Source organism: Bacteroidota bacterium (assembly GCA_030706745.1).
In the GTDB taxonomy this organism is placed as follows: Bacteria; Bacteroidota; Ignavibacteria; order Palsa-1295; family Palsa-1295; genus PALSA-1295.
The window spans coordinates 1-16,612 of record JAUZNX010000022.1; the positions used below are offsets into that span (position 1 = coordinate 1).

The window sequence follows — 16,612 nt, forward strand, 5'->3', positions numbered from 1 at the left end:
CTCCGGAACAGGGTCGATAATGCATCTAACAGTATCGCCGCTAAGGAACGGTGAAGTTCACCACGCTTCTGCTACACTCCGTCTGTTGCGGTTTATATACCGTAACAAAGGCTGCTACAGAATGTGAGCAGTATACAAGGATCGAGGCCAATGTTATGTTGGCTCCAGGTCTTTCCAAAATCGGTTGAACGGCAGAACCCGCCATACCCGCTGTTCACATAATAATTGGTCTCGTCTTCGGCAAAACCCCAAAAGCCAGCGAAGTACCCGTTCAAGTAGAATTCGGGAAAAGAGCCAGTTATGACCCAGTGATTCCCTCTATCGCTCGAAGAAAAAAGCGTACCCGAAGAAATACTGACGTTTATATCGTCATGGGTTCCTGCCCAAAGGGCTTCGAACACATAGGGAAGCCCGTAGCTGAGAGTTCGCCAGTGTGTTCCTTGGTCCGTAGAAACAAAGAACCCGGCCCATGTGCCAACGAGTAACCGATCGTCAGGCGCCATTGCAATATTGGTCGGAAAACCGTGAAGACCTGAGTCTACTGCGTGCCATGTATCACCTCCGTCCAAGGAACGGAATATCCCATGATTGTATGTAACGAGGTTGCCGCTCAATGCGAAAAGTGCTCCCTTAGTGTTCACTTTGATTTGAATGAGGTCGGTGTCAGGAATCTCTGAATTCAAAGATTCCCACCCGCCTATGCGATACCGGTAGAGACCTTGGGTCATGGCCGCATAGATGCTGCCGTCCGGCGAGATCGTGACGGAGTTGATTCGGTATTTTGGGTACCATATTGGGCCACCCAGTGCTACCACAACGCTGTCTGAAACCTCGAATACGTTACCATAGGTTGTCCCTGCTACGATTGTGTCACCTCCGTTGACATAAAGGGCCGATACCCTTTCACCCTCAATCCCTGAGAAAGTTTCGGCGCTGCCAGAAGCCAGATCTCTGATCTGCCACGAGACGCCCTCATCGCTCGATATCTGGATTCCGATCACATATTGATACACCCCGCGTAGAGTGTCCCCTGATTTGAAATATGGAGCAATGATTCTGCCCTTACTATCAAGACCTTCTTCACCCTCGGATACCCAAATGAGGACCTGCGAGTTGAAGTCGTTGGACAGATCGTTTCGTTGCGACCATATCCTTCCGGTATCGCTTGAGACGAAGAAAGTACCCCCATCCGTTAATGCCAATATCGATCCGTCCTGTCTCACGGCGGATGCTCTCACGGTTCCGAATGGTGCTCCATTCGCCGGCTCCCAAACATTCTGCCCACTCGCCACTCGTGGAATGGCGAGTGCGAGTACCGTGCATGTAACCCAGAGAACGATCTGCTTCATCATGCCTCCATGCTTAATCGAACTGACGTTTCAACGAGTCGTGCGTGGCGCGGGTTCGCCGGGCAGCGAATTGTGACCTATGCCATGTCAAGCAGTATCTGCATGTTTGCCTTGATGCGGTCGAGTGTACTCTCATCGATCGAACCGAGCTTACGCAGGAGTCGCGTCCCATCAATGGCTCGGATCTGATCGATCAATACATCGGAATCGACTTCAAGCCCGCTCTCCCCAGGATGAAGATGGACGCGAAGAAGCTCTGAAGCAGGAAGTACATTCGAGGTGATCGGACAGACAATCGTGGACGGGTGTCCTGCATTGAGATCGTCAGTTTGCAGAATAACGACCGGCCTGACTTTTCCCGGCTCGCTGCCTTTTTGTGGATTGAGATTCGCCAGCCAGATTTCGCGCTGTCGGAATTCCACGGTGCTCAGCTAATTTCCTCGAACTCCCGAAGCACGCTCAATGACTCAGCAGCCGTGAGCGAGGACTCCTTACGGAGCTGATTTCGCAGACGGCGGCGGTGCGAGATTTCACCTGCGTATTTCCTAATGGCCTGAACGATGAACGTATCCCGCGGAACGTGGAGCGTTCGCGCGGCCTCGTCCGCTTCGCGGATGAGGTCGTCATCGATTGTCAGCGAAAGACTCTTGGACATGTTGATATTAACGCCAGAACTCAATTTTGAGTCCCTCACTCAAATTATTGTATATTACACCCGTGATGATGGGCACCATGCTGAGAGAAAACATGAGATATGAAAGATGAAGACAGATGGGGCATTCATTAAAATCAAATACAAGAGAGAAATTAATTCATTCACGAACTGCCGTTATTGGGCTGCATTCAACACAATTCATGAAGCACAAACGCTCGCGCGCAACTTTAAGCAGTTAGAATGAGGATCGGAATCGCATCGTTGGGGCGGGTCGCTGAGGACACGGGCGGCCGGAATTACCTCGTCCACTTCGTGGAGGAACTCGTGCGGCAACATCCGCCTCATGAGTTCGTGCTCTTCCTTTCCGAAGGCGAGCATGAGGCGCTCGGGCTTCCGAGCGATGCTTCCATCCGTGTCATCACCATTCCAAATTCGAAACGGACACCGCTGCACAAGGTGATTGGCGAGCAAATCAAACTGTCCGCCGCAATCCGGCTTGGGAAGATTGACGTTATGTACTATCCCGGCAATTTCGTTGCTCTTACCTCGCGCACGCCGGCAGTTCTTGCCATTCGATCGGCTGCGCATTTTTATGGCGCGAAGTACGGCATTCGCGGCGTGCGGCGCATCGTCCGCTCGCTGCTCATGCCGCCCTCGGCACGAAACGCGCGAGCGATTATCACCCCGAGTGACGACATCAAGCAAGATGTCATCCGCTTCACCGGCGCCCCGGCCAGCAAGATTCACGTCATCCCACACGGCGTCGATCTCGCGCTGTTCGATGGCGATCAAAACAGAATGAGTGCTGAAGGTCTGGCGGTCCTCTCTCGATTTGGACTTGCGCCCAAAAGCTATCTCCTCTATGCGTCGGCCCTTTGGCGATACAAGAATCAGGACCAACTAATACGCGCTCATGCTATCCTGGTGGCCGAAGGGTATCCCCATCTCAAACTCGTGCTCGCCGGCAAAGGCACCGGCACCGAGCGCGAATATATTGCTAGCCTGCACAGTCTGACTCGATCGCTCGGCACGGAAGACCTCGTCATTTTTACCGGCGGCCTCGCGCAACAGGATTTGCGTTATCTGTACGCTCATGCTCGCGCGTTCGTTTTTCCATCGAGTTACGAGAGCTTTGGCAATCCGATCTTCGAGGCGTGGGCATCCGGTGTTCCAGTCGCGACCGCCAATGTCCACTCATTTCCCGAAATCGTTGGCGATGCCGGGTTGCTGTTCGATCCAACGAGTGTAGAAGATATTGCGAGGACCCTGAGATTGCTTCTTGAAGACGATGCGCTTGCGACGCAACTCATTGCTCGCGGGGCACACCGCGCCGAAGAATTTACCTGGTCGCGAACGGTAGAGCGAACGCTCCGCCTCATCGAAAATGTTAGCAACTCGCGACCGAAAATGGAATAATCCCCGCCAGTAAGTCGTTTCTTATCAGCCAGTTGTACGGATAACTTGGCCCCATTGACCGCTTTCCCCTTCAGCCCCATTATTTAGCCCGAGATGACAAAAGCCGACATCGTAAACCGCGTTGCAACCGCGACCGGTGTAACCAAACTCGAGACAGAAATTCTGGTGGATGGCTTTTTCAAAACGATGGCCGATGCGCTCGCCAACGGCGATCACATCGAGATTCGCGGCTTCGGGACATTCCGGACCAAGAAGCGGAGTCCACGCATGGCCCGCAACCCCCGCACGGGAGAAACGGTCGCGCTTGACGAGCATTTTGTACCGACGTTCAAACCGTCGCGCGATCTTCGGCAACTGATCGACGATCGACAAAAGAGCACGACTTCCTCCCGATCACCAAAATAACTGCGACCTTGAACGATACTTCAACCCCAGAACAACACTCCGTCTTTTGCCCGAGCTGCGCTGCGCGCGTTCCGCTTCCCGATCAGCCCGTCGATCGTATCCAATGCCTGAACTGCGGAACAGAATTTTCCCCCAATGCCACCTCCTCAGGTAAAGAGCCTGTTGGAGAGTCGGCGGTTCTAATACCAGAACCCACGCGCCGAGCCTCCACCGAAGAAGCATTACTCAAGCGCTTTGTCGAAGAACCGCCGGCTCACAAACCAATCCCATGGACTGTGTTTGGAGTGATCGTGGTGGCAATCCTCGCACTGAGCTATGGTATTTTTCGATTCACATCGAAGCCGGACACATATGCTCCGCCGACAGGTGTGGACACAGCCGAGATGGTAAAGCGACATCTGATGTTCCAGCCAGCGATCGACTCGTTCCGTGCTGTCCTCAAGGCGAATCCCAATGATACGTCCGCGCATCTGGGTCTTGCTGATGTGGCCTATGATGCAGGTGATTGGTCCGAAAGTGTTTCTGAATTTCAAACGTATTTGCGGATGAAACCGCGTGATGCTGATGCCCGTGTGGACTACGCCTATGCGATCGCACAATCGAGTGGTGATCTTCACCGCGCGCTAAATCAAATCGATTCCGCGCTTCTTTTTAACCCGAATCATCTCAATGCGCTCATCAACGCGGGGATCCTCACAACACAAACGATCTCGGACTCCAACCATGCGGAGACTCTGGCCCGGGCACGGAAGTATTTCCAGCGAGCCAAAGAGCTTGCGTCAAAAGATAACCCTGCGATGGCGATGCGTATAGATACTCTGCTATCAGAGATCGATAAGACCGGGCAACGGATGGCAAAATAACCCAATCGGACGAAAACAAATCAGGCTCGCAGCCATTGCCATTGCCCACAATGGAAGACAATTTAGCATAAAATGGGTCGATTATTGGCTCGGGCTGGCTTCTCATTCTTAGATACCTGAAACTCTCTCAGACTCGTGCTGTTTACCTGCCCGACAATTTTTATCTTTTAATAGACTCCAGAATGCCAAGCGGAAAAAAGCGTAAGCGCCATAAAATGGCCACCCACAAAAGGAAGAAACGTCTGCGCAAGAATCGTCATAAGAAGCGGCTGCGTTAGAATAATGTAGTTGATATCCCTCCTCTTCCTTAGGAGGGATGCGGTAACGCAGGCGTGTCCAAAATTAAAAGCCTCATGCGGCAATCTGCTGCATGAGGCTTTTGTATTTCTGTCAGTTGGCTGTGGCCTGGCGGCCACAGCTGTCAAGCCGAATTACCTGTTGCCCACATTGTCGTCCTCAAATGGACGACGGGGTCCACGACGCGCCGGCCCTTGCGTGGGACGGACATTCGTCGAGTAAACAACCTGCCCGCGCACGCCTGGCTTCGGACGGTAGTCATTCGTCGGAGGTTGCCGATCACCATACTCTCGAGCTGGGCCAGGGCCACCACCAGATGGGCGACCTTGTGGCCGTCCTCTCTGAGGACCACCTTGTGGTCTGCCACCGCCGCCATAAGGACGACCTCCGCCGTAGCCTCCTTGTCCTCCGCCGTAACCACCCTGACCGCCGTATCCACCGGCTTGACCTTGGCCACGCTGTGGACGGCCTCCCCCCCGGCCGTATCCCCCGCCCGCCGGACGCTCATAACCACCACCAGCAGGACGCTCATAACCCCCACCAGCTGGACGCCCATAGCCTCCACCGGCTGGACGCTCATATCCTCCACTCGGCCGAGCGTATCCGCCCTGGCGTTGCGGTCTCGGCGGCCCACCTTGCCCGCCCTGTGGCTGCCATCCACCGGCACCCTGACGAGCGCGCTGTGGAGGTCCGCCTCTGCGTGCTCCCTGACCCATTGGTCTTGGTCCACCAGGACCACCTTGCCGTGGTCCACGTGGGGGTCCCTGAGGACCGCGCCCTCGACCTCCAGCACTTGGCGCAACTTCAATTTTTCGTTGACCCGGCTTAGCACCGCCACGCTTAAATGGTTTGCGGGCGCCTTTAGCGAACGGAACACGCTTGCCTTTGGCGGCATCGAATCGTTTCTTCGCCTTACGCTGAGGTTTGGGTCGCGCTGCACGCTCTTTGCGCACAGGTGGCACTGTAGCGCTCCAGGCGGATTCCTCCAATCGAGCCTGTTCGCGCACGGGAGCTTCGATGAACTGGAATGAATCCGCGCCGAGGATCTTGTCAGCGATCTTCTTGCCGCTCCAGAATGCCGAGGCAACTGAACTTTGGCCGGCAACAAAATCACCGGCAAGATAGAGAGGAGCTTTGAATTCGTCCTGCTTGATCGTATCAACCGTGAAGGGTGATGATGAGAGGAATGCGGCAGGCCAGCGTTGAATCTCGCCATATACTACGTCGGGCAACGCGACATCGAGCACATCTTCAAAAACGCGCTCGATCGCTGCGAATGTCTCCTTGTCCGACTTCAGGACGTACTCGCGGCTGATGTCGGCTCCCAACTGGAGCACGAATGCCATTTCATTTTTGCGGAGTCCAAGTTTGCGCCGCTCACCTTCCTGCGACAGCCAAAATACCGGGGCGGTTACATCATCCGTGAAGAGGGCGGCGAATTGCTCTTTGAACTTAATCTTCGTCGTGCCGAACATTGCGCCGATCATCGGCTCATAATTCACCTCGTTCAGGAGATCGCAGATCTTCTTGACTTTCTTGTTCTTCTCGGCATGTGGCAAGAGCAACGCAAGAACATAGGGGGCGGGCATTGCAATCACTACCCCATCAGATGGCATTGCCTCGCCACGCTGATTCCGGAGCGTATAGCCCTTGTCTTCGAAGACAAGATCGCTGATGCGCGTGTGTGTGCGAACGGGAATATCTTGAACTAGGGCATCCGCAAGAACCTTAAAGCCTCCGTCAAGAAAACTCCAGTTGGGGACTTCGACTTGTTGAGCCGAGGATATAGAACGGCCATCGAACCGGTAGACCGGGCCAGGGAATGGCAGAAGATGTTCGAGAACGCCCCGCTCTTCGCAGACTGCCCGTAATAGGGCGCGAGCATCTGTTTCAAGTTTATTGACGCTCAGCGGCGATAGATCGAGGCGCTGAGCACCCGAATCCATCGTTCGATAGCCGACGTTGCGGGTGGAAGCGCGTCCACCTAAGCCGCGCGACCACTCAAGGACGGTAACGTCTTTTCCGGCGCGGTGGAGAAAATAGGCGGCGGAAAGGCCGGCAAAGCCTCCGCCAATTACTGTGATCATAGTCGTGAGGAATTAATGGTAGGTTGAGTCAAGCGAGCTAAATGTGGGTCTGCTGATCGGAAATGGGACTTCCCCCCAAGTGGGTATGCGTCCACAAGAACAAATTCTAGTTGGCACTGCGTGACTTGTACGCGGCCGCTCATGTAATAATTCAGTTGTATTCTCTCCCTCTGGAGAAAAAGAGCACGTGGAAAGGCAATCGAATTCAGTGAGAGTCTTCCACAGATTTTCAAACAACCAGCCCGCTCATCATTCCTGCGGCGCGACCGGCATATACACCCTTCTACTGCCTCACACGTTTGGGAGGCCTGACATTAGCAATCATATCTCGGCGTGAGGAGTTCCGGGTTCGGCGTTATGTAGCGCCAGGGAATGATGAATTCCGTAGCTACTTTGTCTCTTCGACTACAACCAAATGCTGGACGGCCCGAACCATCCCACGAACGGCCGGTGTATCGTCGTGCACCGCAACGTAGTTCGGGCGCCCGAGGCCGAGCGCCTTGATTGTGCGCTTATGACGCTCGAGTGTATCACAAATCGAACGCGTTTGCCGAATGAGAATCTTCTTCGTCGTTGCCATGACCCTATCCTTTATTCTTAGCCGTTAAACACTTTTGTCAGCGAAACGCCACGTCGCTCGGAAACCATAGAGGCATCATTGAGCGATTCGAGCGCCGCCATAGTCGCCTTAACCAAGTTATGCGGATTCGATGATCCCTGAGACTTTGTCAGAATATCCTGCACTCCGGCAAGCTCGAGCACTGCCCGAACACCGCCGCCTGCAATCAAACCCGTTCCCGGAGATGCCGGCTTGAGCATAACTTTGCCCGCACCAAACTTACCGTAGGTCATATGTGGAATCGTACCGCGGCGGAGAGGAATCGAGTGGACGTTACGCTTGGCGTCCTCGGTTGCCTTTGAAACGGCGTCTGCCACTTCGTTTGACTTGCCAAGCCCAATGCCGATGTGGCCTTGACCATCACCGACCGCGACAATTGCATTGAAACTAAACCGGCGCCCACCCTTCACAACCTTCGCAACACGGTTGACCGCGACGAGCTTGTCCTTGAGGTTCAGTTCTGCTGAGCGAATTTTTGACACGCTATGTTCCTCGGATTAAAATGCCAGTCCACCTTCGCGCGCGCCATCAGCAAGTGCTTTGACACGGCCGTGATAAAGATACCCGTTGCGATCGAAGACGGCAGTCTTGATGCCCTTCTGGGTCGCCATTTCTGCAAGCGCCTTTCCGGTTTGCTTTGCAAGATCGGTCTTCGGTCCCTTAAGCCCCTTGCTACTTGCGGCGGCCAGAGTAAAACCTTGCGCATCATTGATGAGCTGCGCATAAACACCGGTGTTGCTCCGGAAGATGACGAGCCGCGGGGTCTCCGCAGTGCCATGTATTTTCTTCCGAATTGAATGCTTACGTCGCTCGCGACGCTTCGCCTTTTCCTGCAAATGAAGTTTCGATGCCATAAGGATTCCTAGTCTTTGCTTATTTTCCGGCAGTCTTTCCAGCCTTGCGGATGATCTTCTCGTCGGAGTATTTCACACCCTTACCCTTGTAAGGCTCTGGCGGCCGGATCGATCGAATCTTTGCGGCTACCGCACCGACCAACTGCTTGTCAATCCCGGTCACCGTGATCTGTGTCGGGACTGGTACCTCCACCGAAATCTCCGGTGGCGGTACGAGTATGACTGGATGTGAATAGCCTAATGCAAATTGTACCCACTTGCCCTTCTTCTCAGCTTTGTAACCAACGCCGACGAGTTCAAGCTTTTTCGTAAATCCGTTGGTCACGCCTTCGACCATATTATTCGCCAGTGCACGCGAAAGTCCGTGCAAGGCCCGGACACGGCGATCATCGCTTGAGCGAAAAAATGTGAGCTGGTCCTGCTCGATCGTTGCGGTAATGCCGACGGGCAGACGCTTAGCAAGTTGACCTTTTGGCCCCTTGACCTGAATCTCACCGTTTGCATTTACCACCGTCACCCCTTTCGGGATCGTGATCACTTTTCTTCCAATTCTTGACATAATCTGTTCGTTTCGCTTACGCCAATCCGTTCCCCGGATGCTGCAGCATTTTGATAGACTCTATAACTACTATAGATCTACAAATTCTTGAAAATCCTTACCAAACGTAGCACAAAATTTCACCACCAACATTCGCCTGGCGGGCCTGCTTATCGGTCATGAGGCCCTTCGGCGTCGAAAGGATTGCGATCCCGAGCCCTGAAAGCACGCGTGGTGTCTCCGTTGCCTTCGTGTATTTGCGAAGACCGGGCGTTGAAATCCGCTTGAGACCCATGATGGCAGGCTGGCCGTTGGTATATTTCAGCGTTACGCGCAACATACCCTGCTTCGTGTCTTCAATCCGCTCAATCGAATCCACATAGCCTTGCTCCCGCATAATCTCCGCCATCGCAATCTTGAGGTTGGATGCCGGAACATCAACATACTTATGCCGCGCCTTCAAGGCGTTCCGCACTCTGGTTAAGAAATCTCCAATAGTATCCATCTATCCAAAAAAAATCGTTTATCTGCTTCGCATCGCAGCGAGGTCTACCAGCTTGACTTCCGCACCCCTGGGATCTTTCCCTCCAATGCCAGCTCGCGAAAACATAGCCGGCAAATCCCAAACTTTCGGTAATACGCCCGCGACCGTCCGCATCGATTGCAGCGGTTATGAACGCGCGTTGCAAACTTCGGCTTGCGCTTCGCTTTGACTCTCAGGGCTAATCGTGCCATCTCTGAAGTGCTATATATCTAAAGTGCTGATGTTAGGCCGCTTGCGTTTCCCGTTTCCGGAACGGCAATCCAAATGCTTTCAGAAGCTCGAGCGCCTCTTCGTCCGATTTGGCACTGGTCGCAAACGTGATATCCATACCCGTGATACGCGATACTTTATCGACGTCGATCTCGGGGAAAATGATTTGTTCGCGAATGCCAAGCGTGTAGTTTCCACGGCCATCGAACGACTTATCCGGAATTCCGCGAAAGTCGCGAATACGTGGGATGGCCGTCGTCATGAGCCGGTCCAAAAATTCATACATGCGCGCACGTCGCAATGTTACGCGACAGCCGATCGACTGATTCTCGCGGAGCTTGAAGTTCGAAATTGACTTCTTTGACTTCGTGACCGCAGGCTTTTGTCCGGTGACGGCCTCAAGATCGTGCATCGCAGCATCGAGCAACTTTGGATCGCTCGCCGCAGCACCGACACCAATATTGATCGCAATCTTGTCGATTCGGGGCACTTGGTTCACATTGTCATAACCAAAGCGCTTCATAAGCGAAGGCACAACTTCAGTGCGATACTTATTGAGCAAACGCGCGGGTGGTACCGGGCGATCTTTCAAAGGCGCAGCATCGGAGTGACTATCATGTCCCCCACCACCGCGCTTCTCGCCCTTCGCCTTACCTTCACCCTTCGGCGTCTTTGGCTTTCCTTCGCCAGCAGCCTTCGGTTGTTTTTTTGCTTTCTCTTCTGCCATCTTTTTTCCTTAGCAACGATAGTGCATCGCCAACGATGCGCCGTTGCTCCAAATTTCAATTATGCGAGCACATCTCCGGAACGCTTCGAAAACCGTTCGAAGCGGACCTTTCCCTCGGTACCTGTGAGCTCGCGCTTGCCGATCCGTGTCCGAAGATTCGTTTTTGGATCGAGGAGCATAACGTTCGACGCATCGATCGGCGCTTCACGCTGCGTAATGCCGCCCTTCTGATTCTGCTGCGACGGACGCTCGTGTTTATACTGCGTGTTCACGCCTTCGACGAGCACTTTGTTCGTCTCGGGATAGACGCGCAGAACCTTACCGGTCTTGCCGCGACTCTTGCCCGTGATCACTTCGACGATGTCGTTTTTCTTAACTCTCATTACTTCACCTTGCCTGGGTATGAAACCCCGACTTCAAAAAATTAGATTACTTCTGGTGCCAGCGAGACGATCTTCATATACTGTCGTTCGCGGAGCTCGCGAGCAACCGGTCCAAAAATGCGGGTCCCACGGGGTTCACCCTGAGCATTGAGGAGAACAACCGCATTCTCATCGAACCGAATGTAGCTGCCATCCTTACGAGCGTACTCTTTTTTCGTCCGCACGATCACGGCCTTCGAGACTTCGCCCTTCTTCACTTGCCCGTTCGGAATGGCCGATTTCACACTGACGACGACTACGTCGCCCAGGCCAGCATAACGTCGGTCATGCCCGCCAAGTATGCGAATGCAGCGTACCTTTTTGGCGCCCGAGTTGTCGGCTACGATTAGGTTTGTCTCTTCCTGTACCATAAATTCCTCACCCAAAACCTCCTCCCACCGGGAGAAGGAAAACATTATTTCGCTCGCTCGAGCACTTCCACTACACGCCACCGCTTTGTCTTCGAAAGTGGCCGAGTCTCCATGATGCGGACCGTGTCGCCGGTCTTGGCATCACTTTTCTCATCGTGGGCCACAAACTTTGTGGTCTTCTTAAAATACTTTTTATAGAGCGGATGCGGCACCTGGCGCGTGAGGCTCACAATCACGGTCTTCTGCATTTTGTCGCTGATGACCTTGCCGACGCGCTCTTTGCGATGTCCTCGTGTCGGAGCGCTCGATGCGCTTGCTGTTCCGCTCGTTTGATTCTCGTCCATGTTCAACTTTATTTCGCTAACGGCTTGCGCATGCGGAGAGACGTTTCCATCCGAGCAATGTCGCGACGGAGCGTTTCAAACTGCGCGTGATTATCAAGCTGCCCAATTGTCTTCTGAAACTTGAGTGCAACAAGGCGCGATCGCGTATCGGCGATTTGCTTTTGCACCTCGGTCTCGTTCAGATTCGCAAGCTCTGCGTATTTCGTACCCTTCATTGCAATCCCTTTATTCTACGTAATCTGGTCGGATGACAATCTTGGTCTTGACCGGCAACTTATGTCCCGCCAGACGGAAGGCTTCTTCGGCCAGTTCCTTCGGAACGCCGCCGACCTCGAACATGATGCGCCCCGGTCGAATGACCGCGACCCAAAACTCCGGGGAGCCTTTGCCGGAACCCATACGAGTCTCAGCGGGCTTTTTCGTCACCGGCTTGTCCGGAAAGATCCGAATCCAAATTTTTCCGTCGCGCTTCATGGTGCGCGAAAGCGTTACGCGAACGGCTTCGATCTGCCGGCTCGTAATCCAACCCGATTCGAGTGCCTTGAGGCCGAATGAGCCGAATGCGACCTGCGTTCCGCGGGTCTCGTTACCCGAGACCTTGCCGCGCATTGCTTTACGATATTTTACTCTCTTTGGAAGAAGCATCTTCTTCTATATCTACACTGCTATGTTATTCTGTCGCTGATTGCGCACGGGTCCGAAGCTGAGGCCGAGCATCGCTTCGACCAGCATCGCCGCGACCTGCGTCGCTACGACCCGCTCCTCCGCGTCCACCACCTCCGCGTCCACCACGTCGTGGCTCACGCTCGCCCGAGCGCTCGCCTCCCCCTTCACCGGAATCGTCGCCGCGTCGTCCACCGCGTCGTCGGCGTTCACCGCCGGCTGCAGACACGATCGGCCGCTTGTCCTTCTGTTCGACTCCATTAACCGCCGTCTCCGCAGCAATCTGCAAAGGCGTCTGGCCGATGATGTCTCCGTGACATACCCATACTTTTACGCCGATCGATCCATATACTGTTTGCGCAGTGGAACGTGCAAAATCAATATCGGCCCGAAGCGTGTGCAGAGGAATACGACCTTCCTTATATTGCTCGCTGCGTGCGATTTCAGAGCCGCCCAACCGACCGCCACACATAACGCGGATGCCTTCAGCACCGGCGCGCATCGCAGCTGAGATCGAGCCCTTCATCGCGCGCCGGAAGGAGATACGTCCTTCGAGCTGCTGCGCGATCTGATCGGCAACGAGTTGTGCATCCGTCTCCGGACGCTTTACTTCATTGATAAGGATCTTCACTTCCTTACCCCCTGTAATATTCTTCAGCTCCTCTTCGAGTTGCGCGATTTCCTTGCCGCTCTTACCGATCACGACACCCGGTCGCGAGGTATGCACCGTAAGGACGACGCGCTTCGTCGTGCGGTCCAGCGTAAGCTTGGAGATTCCCGCGCGCTTCAAGCGGTTCTTCACATAGGCTCGAATAAGATTATCTTCTTCGAGCTTCTGCGCAAAATTCTTATCGTCGTACCAGCGCGCATCCCACGGTCTGGTTACCGCGACTCTGAAGCCAATGGGGTTTGTTTTTTGTCCCAAATTATCTTCCTATCGTCTTTAACCTACGGTGGTTGTTGCTTTTGCCGTTGCTTTCGCTTTGGCCGTTGGCCGCGTGTTCGCGGTCGTATCTTTTTTATTTCCCCGAACGGGCTTGCGCGAATCCCGTACACCCAACTCGTCGCTCACGACGATACGAAGGTGGTTTGAGCGCTTTCGCACACGGAATGCACGCCCCATCGGCGCCGGCAATACGCGCTTGAGCATTGCACCACCATCGGCGGAGCACTCACGAACGTATAGCTCTTCGACATCGAACCGAGCGTTCTCGGGGTCCGTCTGGAAATTTGAGATCGCGCTGCGGAGCGTCTTCTCTGCTATGACCGATGCATGGTTCGGTGTGAAGTGGAGGATTGATAAAGCCTCCGGCACCCGTTTGCCACGGATCTGATCGAGCACAATCCGCATTTTTCGCGGCGAACTCTGAATGTTACGCTTGATTGCGTGCGCTTTCTTCATATTCAATTACTTCGACGCTACTTCCGTCTTAGTCCCAGAATGTCCTCGGAAGGTCCTCGTCGGCGCAAACTCGCCGAGCTTATGACCTACCATGTTTTCCGTTACGTAAACCGGAATAAACTTATTGCCATTGTGGACCGTGAACGTGTGGCCAACGAAATCTGGCGAGATCGTCGACGACCGCGACCAGGTCTTTACCACTTTCTTTTGACGCGAAGCATTGAGCGTCTCCACTTTGCGGAGGAGCTTCTCGTCAATGAACGGTCCTTTTTTCAGCGAACGTGACATACTCTTTTATTACGATCAGCCTTATTTCGTGCGGCGCTTAACGATGTACTTATTCGATGCGTTCTTACGCTTTCGCGTCTTGAGGCCCTTAGAAAGTTGACCCCACGGCGATTTCGGATGCTTGCGTCCACCGCCGGATTTCGACTTGCCTTCACCACCACCCATCGGGTGATCGACCGGGTTCATCGCCATGCCGCGCGTTTGTGGGCGAATACCAAGCCAACGTGAACGGCCGGCCTTGCCCCAGCTAATATTGAAGAAGTCGGAATTTCCAACCTGTCCAATCGTCGCATAGCACTCGAGACGAATCTTTCGCGTCTCGCCGGATGGCAGCCGAATGGTACAGAACTCGCCTTCCTTGGCCATGACCTGACATGCGTTGCCAGCGGAGCGAGCCAACTGCCCGCCATGTCCGGCACGAAGCTCCACATTATGGACGAACGTACCAAGCGGCATGTTCTTCAACGGGAGCGCATTGCCCACGTTGATCTCACTATCGGGTCCGGACGTAATCGTCGAGTCAACTTGTAGTCCGCCGGGAGCGATGATATATCGCTTCTCGCCATCCGCATACGTGATGAGTGCGATACGGCAACTTCGGTTCGGATCGTATTCAATAGCCGAGACCTTACCTGGAATTCCAAGTTTGTCTCGCTTGAAATCGATCACGCGATACATTCGCTTGTGACCACCACCACGATGCCGTGATGTGATGCGGCCCGTGTTGCCACGACCACCCGACTTACGGAGTGGCTCAAGCAGTGACTTTTCCGGCGTGGTCTTCGTGACCTCGTCGAATGTCGAGATCGAATAGTACCGCGTCGCCGGCGTTCTCGGTTTTAAATTCCTAATAGCCATCGCTTACAACGCTCCTTTATCTTTCGCCTCGACCGGTGCGAAAATGTCAATCGTCTGACCTGGCTTCAGGTGTACGATCGCCTTCTTGAAACCAGCCTTTATGCCGCGCCGCACACCCTTCCGCGTGAATTGCGTCTTATGCTTCGACTTTTGCCACGCGGTCTGCACACTGGAGACCGTGACGCCGAACTTATGCGCAACCGCACGAGCGATCTCAATCTTATTCGTATCTGGCAGAACTTCGAAGTGGTAGATTCCCTTCTCAGCCTGCAAGGTCGCCTTCTCGGTTAGCAGCGGTCGTTTTAATACTTCTCGTACCATTCTTCTTCCCTTTTATGCCGGCATGGAAATGTGCTCGACTTCCGGCTTCTCGTTGGCCAGGCCGTTGAATGTATTCTCGATCATCTTGATCGCGGATTCTTCAGCAATCACGGCACGCGACTTCCAAATGTCATACATCGAAGCCTTATCGGCCGCAAGTACCGTCAGAGTCGGAATGTTCCGACCGCTGAGGAAGATCGTACCATTATCACCCGCCGTCAGGAACAGCGCCTGCTTCTTGTGAAGCTGCAGCGCATTGAGCACGTCCTGAACTTGCTTGGTCCGAGCGGTATCCAAATTCAAATCTTCTACAACGACAAACGCGTTGTTTTTGACTTTCTCAGAGAGCGCGCTCTTCCGTGCGAGCTGCTTAACTTTACGCGTAAGCTTTTGCGTGTACTTGTGCGGCTTGGGGCCGAACATTGTACCACCACCTGGATGGAGCGGGCTCTTGATATCACCCTGACGTGCACGGCCGGTACCCTTCTGCCGAAACAGCTTCTTGGTCGATCCAGCAACTTCGCTTCGACCCTTGGTCTTGGCTGTACCCTGTCGCTGTGCAGCCAAATACGAGTTGATCGAGAGCCACATTGCGTGCTCGTGTGGCTCGATGGCAAAAATGTCATCGGCCAGTGCGATCGTTCGACCCGTACCTGATCCGCTCTTGTCTAATACTTCGAGTTCCATATTGTCACTAAGCCTTAACGATCTCCACTACCTGGTTCTTGGCTCCGGCGCATGAGCCGCTGACCAGTATCAAGTTCTGATCGGCCACGATTCTGACGACTCGCAAATTCCGCGTCGTGATCTGTTTGCCACCCATGCGACCACCCATACGCTGCCCCTTGAAGACGCGCGACGGATAGCTTGACGAGCCAATTGATCCCGGCGCGCGCTGGCGGTCTGATTGACCGTGCGTCGATTGTCCAATACCACCGAAATGGTGACGCTTGACGACGCCCTGAAAGCCACGACCCTTTGAGGTCCCGACGACGTGCACGATATCGCCCTCAGCGAAGACATCCGGCACCTTAATTTCTGCTCCGGGAGCAAAGGCCGCGATTTTCTCCTCCGAGAATGATCGGACTTCCTTCACATACCGCTTCGGCGCGGTCCCAGCCTTATCGAAGTGTCCCTTCTCCGGCTTATTCACTTTCCGCTCCGCAATGTCTTCGAAGCCAAGCTGGACAGCATCATAGCCATCGCGCGCCTTCGTCTTGACCTGCGTGACATAGCACGGTCCGACTTCCAACACGGTCACGGGGACATACTGCCCCTGATCGTCGAAGACGCCCGTCATGCCAACTTTTTTTCCAAATAGTGCGCTCATTGTGTCAATTACGAATTACGAATTACGAATTACGAATGCGCCATATCGG

At 54.1% G+C, this 16,612-nt stretch carries 25 protein-coding genes and 1 pseudogene; 3 read left to right on the forward strand and 23 right to left on the reverse strand.

Annotated features, from left to right (window positions below; genetic code table 11):
- Window positions 1-92 precede the first annotated feature (92 nt).
- From Q8902_15390 to Q8902_15400, 3 genes are all read right to left on the reverse strand, one after another.
- The gene (locus Q8902_15390; GenBank protein MDP4200943.1) at window positions 93-1,352 is read right to left on the reverse strand and encodes a hypothetical protein; all 1,260 of its coding nucleotides are present in this window, start codon (window positions 1,350-1,352) and stop codon (window positions 93-95) included.
- Window positions 1,353-1,426: 74 nt separating this feature from the next.
- Entirely contained in the window at window positions 1,427-1,771 is a 345-nt protein-coding gene (locus Q8902_15395; GenBank protein MDP4200944.1) for a type II toxin-antitoxin system PemK/MazF family toxin, read from the reverse strand.
- Between the two features lie 5 nt (window positions 1,772-1,776).
- Complete coding sequence (locus Q8902_15400) at window positions 1,777-2,004, reverse strand: hypothetical protein (GenBank protein ID MDP4200945.1); 228 nt, start codon at window positions 2,002-2,004, stop codon at window positions 1,777-1,779.
- Window positions 2,005-2,244: 240 nt separating this feature from the next.
- Here Q8902_15400 and Q8902_15405 point away from each other — a divergent pair, with 240 nt between their 5' ends.
- The 3 genes from Q8902_15405 (at window position 2,245) to Q8902_15415 (ending at window position 4,688) form a co-directional block, all read left to right on the forward strand.
- Window positions 2,245-3,420: a glycosyltransferase family 1 protein gene (locus Q8902_15405; GenBank protein ID MDP4200946.1), complete on the forward strand. Its 1,176-nt coding sequence runs from the start codon at window positions 2,245-2,247 to the stop codon at window positions 3,418-3,420.
- Window positions 3,421-3,513: 93 nt separating this feature from the next.
- Window positions 3,514-3,825: an HU family DNA-binding protein gene (locus tag Q8902_15410; GenBank protein MDP4200947.1), complete on the forward strand. Its 312-nt coding sequence runs from the start codon at window positions 3,514-3,516 to the stop codon at window positions 3,823-3,825.
- 8 nt (window positions 3,826-3,833) lie between these two features.
- Window positions 3,834-4,688, forward strand: coding sequence for a tetratricopeptide repeat protein (locus Q8902_15415; protein MDP4200948.1), 855 nt, complete (start codon window positions 3,834-3,836; stop codon window positions 4,686-4,688).
- Between the two features lie 431 nt (window positions 4,689-5,119).
- Here the strand turns inward: Q8902_15415 and Q8902_15420 are convergent, their stop codons facing one another.
- The 20 genes and pseudogenes from Q8902_15420 to rplC all read right to left on the reverse strand — a co-directional run bounded on the left by Q8902_15420 (window position 5,120) and on the right by rplC (window position 16,563).
- Window positions 5,120-7,072, reverse strand: a complete 1,953-nt coding sequence (locus Q8902_15420) for an FAD-dependent oxidoreductase (GenBank protein ID MDP4200949.1) — start codon at window positions 7,070-7,072, stop codon at window positions 5,120-5,122.
- Window positions 7,073-7,460: 388 nt separating this feature from the next.
- Window positions 7,461-7,652: a 50S ribosomal protein L30 gene (gene rpmD, locus Q8902_15425; protein MDP4200950.1), complete on the reverse strand. Its 192-nt coding sequence runs from the start codon at window positions 7,650-7,652 to the stop codon at window positions 7,461-7,463.
- 17 nt (window positions 7,653-7,669) lie between these two features.
- Window positions 7,670-8,173 (reverse strand): 30S ribosomal protein S5, encoded by a 504-nt coding sequence (gene rpsE, locus Q8902_15430; protein MDP4200951.1) that lies wholly within the window; start codon window positions 8,171-8,173, stop codon window positions 7,670-7,672.
- A 15-nt stretch (window positions 8,174-8,188) separates the two neighbouring features.
- Window positions 8,189-8,545 (reverse strand): 50S ribosomal protein L18, encoded by a 357-nt coding sequence (gene rplR, locus Q8902_15435; GenBank protein MDP4200952.1) that lies wholly within the window; start codon window positions 8,543-8,545, stop codon window positions 8,189-8,191.
- 19 nt (window positions 8,546-8,564) lie between these two features.
- A complete protein-coding gene (gene rplF, locus Q8902_15440; GenBank protein MDP4200953.1) occupies window positions 8,565-9,104 on the reverse strand; it encodes a 50S ribosomal protein L6 in 540 nt (179 codons plus the stop codon).
- Window positions 9,105-9,201: 97 nt separating this feature from the next.
- On the reverse strand, window positions 9,202-9,588 hold the full coding sequence (gene rpsH / locus Q8902_15445; protein MDP4200954.1) for a 30S ribosomal protein S8: 387 nt from the start codon (window positions 9,586-9,588) through the stop codon (window positions 9,202-9,204).
- Window positions 9,589-9,632: 44 nt separating this feature from the next.
- A complete protein-coding gene (locus Q8902_15450) occupies window positions 9,633-9,818 on the reverse strand; it encodes a type Z 30S ribosomal protein S14 (protein ID MDP4200955.1) in 186 nt (61 codons plus the stop codon).
- A 32-nt stretch (window positions 9,819-9,850) separates the two neighbouring features.
- A complete protein-coding gene (gene rplE, locus Q8902_15455) occupies window positions 9,851-10,564 on the reverse strand; it encodes a 50S ribosomal protein L5 (GenBank protein MDP4200956.1) in 714 nt (237 codons plus the stop codon).
- 59 nt (window positions 10,565-10,623) lie between these two features.
- Window positions 10,624-10,947 (reverse strand): 50S ribosomal protein L24, encoded by a 324-nt coding sequence (gene rplX, locus Q8902_15460; GenBank protein MDP4200957.1) that lies wholly within the window; start codon window positions 10,945-10,947, stop codon window positions 10,624-10,626.
- A gap of 41 nt (window positions 10,948-10,988) precedes the next feature.
- Window positions 10,989-11,357 (reverse strand): 50S ribosomal protein L14, encoded by a 369-nt coding sequence (gene rplN, locus Q8902_15465; protein MDP4200958.1) that lies wholly within the window; start codon window positions 11,355-11,357, stop codon window positions 10,989-10,991.
- A gap of 44 nt (window positions 11,358-11,401) precedes the next feature.
- Window positions 11,402-11,701: a 30S ribosomal protein S17 gene (gene rpsQ, locus Q8902_15470; protein ID MDP4200959.1), complete on the reverse strand. Its 300-nt coding sequence runs from the start codon at window positions 11,699-11,701 to the stop codon at window positions 11,402-11,404.
- 8 nt (window positions 11,702-11,709) lie between these two features.
- Window positions 11,710-11,916, reverse strand: coding sequence for a 50S ribosomal protein L29 (rpmC, locus tag Q8902_15475; GenBank protein ID MDP4200960.1), 207 nt, complete (start codon window positions 11,914-11,916; stop codon window positions 11,710-11,712).
- Between the two features lie 10 nt (window positions 11,917-11,926).
- Window positions 11,927-12,346, reverse strand: coding sequence for a 50S ribosomal protein L16 (gene rplP / locus Q8902_15480; protein ID MDP4200961.1), 420 nt, complete (start codon window positions 12,344-12,346; stop codon window positions 11,927-11,929).
- Between the two features lie 25 nt (window positions 12,347-12,371).
- Complete coding sequence (rpsC, locus tag Q8902_15485; GenBank protein ID MDP4200962.1) at window positions 12,372-13,289, reverse strand: 30S ribosomal protein S3; 918 nt, start codon at window positions 13,287-13,289, stop codon at window positions 12,372-12,374.
- Window positions 13,290-13,433: 144 nt separating this feature from the next.
- Window positions 13,434-13,766, reverse strand: a pseudogene (rplV, locus tag Q8902_15490) (50S ribosomal protein L22).
- Between the two features lie 6 nt (window positions 13,767-13,772).
- Window positions 13,773-14,054 carry a 30S ribosomal protein S19 gene (gene rpsS / locus Q8902_15495; protein ID MDP4200963.1) on the reverse strand — a complete coding sequence of 94 codons (282 nt, stop codon included), beginning with the start codon at window positions 14,052-14,054 and terminating at the stop codon, window positions 13,773-13,775.
- Window positions 14,055-14,075: 21 nt separating this feature from the next.
- On the reverse strand, window positions 14,076-14,912 hold the full coding sequence (gene rplB / locus Q8902_15500; protein MDP4200964.1) for a 50S ribosomal protein L2: 837 nt from the start codon (window positions 14,910-14,912) through the stop codon (window positions 14,076-14,078).
- A gap of 3 nt (window positions 14,913-14,915) precedes the next feature.
- A complete protein-coding gene (gene rplW / locus Q8902_15505) occupies window positions 14,916-15,233 on the reverse strand; it encodes a 50S ribosomal protein L23 (protein ID MDP4200965.1) in 318 nt (105 codons plus the stop codon).
- A gap of 12 nt (window positions 15,234-15,245) precedes the next feature.
- The gene (rplD, locus tag Q8902_15510) at window positions 15,246-15,920 is read right to left on the reverse strand and encodes a 50S ribosomal protein L4 (protein ID MDP4200966.1); all 675 of its coding nucleotides are present in this window, start codon (window positions 15,918-15,920) and stop codon (window positions 15,246-15,248) included.
- 7 nt (window positions 15,921-15,927) lie between these two features.
- Window positions 15,928-16,563, reverse strand: coding sequence for a 50S ribosomal protein L3 (gene rplC / locus Q8902_15515; protein ID MDP4200967.1), 636 nt, complete (start codon window positions 16,561-16,563; stop codon window positions 15,928-15,930).
- Window positions 16,564-16,612: the final 49 nt, after the last annotated feature.

Bases quoted from the DNA above. Each gene is read 5' to 3' on its own strand.
- Q8902_15390 (MDP4200943.1), bottom strand. From the start codon at position 1,352: ATGATGAAGCAGATCGTTCTCTGGGTTACATGCACGGTACTCGCACTC.
- Q8902_15400 (MDP4200945.1), bottom strand. From the start codon at position 2,004: ATGTCCAAGAGTCTTTCGCTGACAATCGATGACGACCTCATCCGCGAA.
- Q8902_15405 (MDP4200946.1), top strand. From the start codon at position 2,245: ATGAGGATCGGAATCGCATCGTTGGGGCGGGTCGCTGAGGACACGGGC.
- Q8902_15410 (MDP4200947.1), top strand. From the start codon at position 3,514: ATGACAAAAGCCGACATCGTAAACCGCGTTGCAACCGCGACCGGTGTA.
- Q8902_15420 (MDP4200949.1), bottom strand. From the start codon at position 7,072: ATGATCACAGTAATTGGCGGAGGCTTTGCCGGCCTTTCCGCCGCCTAT.
- rpmD (MDP4200950.1), bottom strand. From the start codon at position 7,652: ATGGCAACGACGAAGAAGATTCTCATTCGGCAAACGCGTTCGATTTGT.
- rplR (MDP4200952.1), bottom strand. From the start codon at position 8,545: ATGGCATCGAAACTTCATTTGCAGGAAAAGGCGAAGCGTCGCGAGCGA.
- rplF (MDP4200953.1), bottom strand. From the start codon at position 9,104: ATGTCAAGAATTGGAAGAAAAGTGATCACGATCCCGAAAGGGGTGACG.
- rpsH (MDP4200954.1), bottom strand. From the start codon at position 9,588: ATGGATACTATTGGAGATTTCTTAACCAGAGTGCGGAACGCCTTGAAG.
- Q8902_15450 (MDP4200955.1), bottom strand. From the start codon at position 9,818: ATGGCACGATTAGCCCTGAGAGTCAAAGCGAAGCGCAAGCCGAAGTTT.
- rplE (MDP4200956.1), bottom strand. From the start codon at position 10,564: ATGGCAGAAGAGAAAGCAAAAAAACAACCGAAGGCTGCTGGCGAAGGA.
- rplX (MDP4200957.1), bottom strand. From the start codon at position 10,947: ATGAGAGTTAAGAAAAACGACATCGTCGAAGTGATCACGGGCAAGAGT.
- rplN (MDP4200958.1), bottom strand. From the start codon at position 11,357: ATGGTACAGGAAGAGACAAACCTAATCGTAGCCGACAACTCGGGCGCC.
- rpsQ (MDP4200959.1), bottom strand. From the start codon at position 11,701: ATGGACGAGAATCAAACGAGCGGAACAGCAAGCGCATCGAGCGCTCCG.
- rpmC (MDP4200960.1), bottom strand. From the start codon at position 11,916: ATGAAGGGTACGAAATACGCAGAGCTTGCGAATCTGAACGAGACCGAG.
- rplP (MDP4200961.1), bottom strand. From the start codon at position 12,346: ATGCTTCTTCCAAAGAGAGTAAAATATCGTAAAGCAATGCGCGGCAAG.
- rpsS (MDP4200963.1), bottom strand. From the start codon at position 14,054: ATGTCACGTTCGCTGAAAAAAGGACCGTTCATTGACGAGAAGCTCCTC.
- rplB (MDP4200964.1), bottom strand. From the start codon at position 14,912: ATGGCTATTAGGAATTTAAAACCGAGAACGCCGGCGACGCGGTACTAT.
- rplW (MDP4200965.1), bottom strand. From the start codon at position 15,233: ATGGTACGAGAAGTATTAAAACGACCGCTGCTAACCGAGAAGGCGACC.
- rplD (MDP4200966.1), bottom strand. From the start codon at position 15,920: ATGGAACTCGAAGTATTAGACAAGAGCGGATCAGGTACGGGTCGAACG.
- rplC (MDP4200967.1), bottom strand. From the start codon at position 16,563: ATGAGCGCACTATTTGGAAAAAAAGTTGGCATGACGGGCGTCTTCGAC.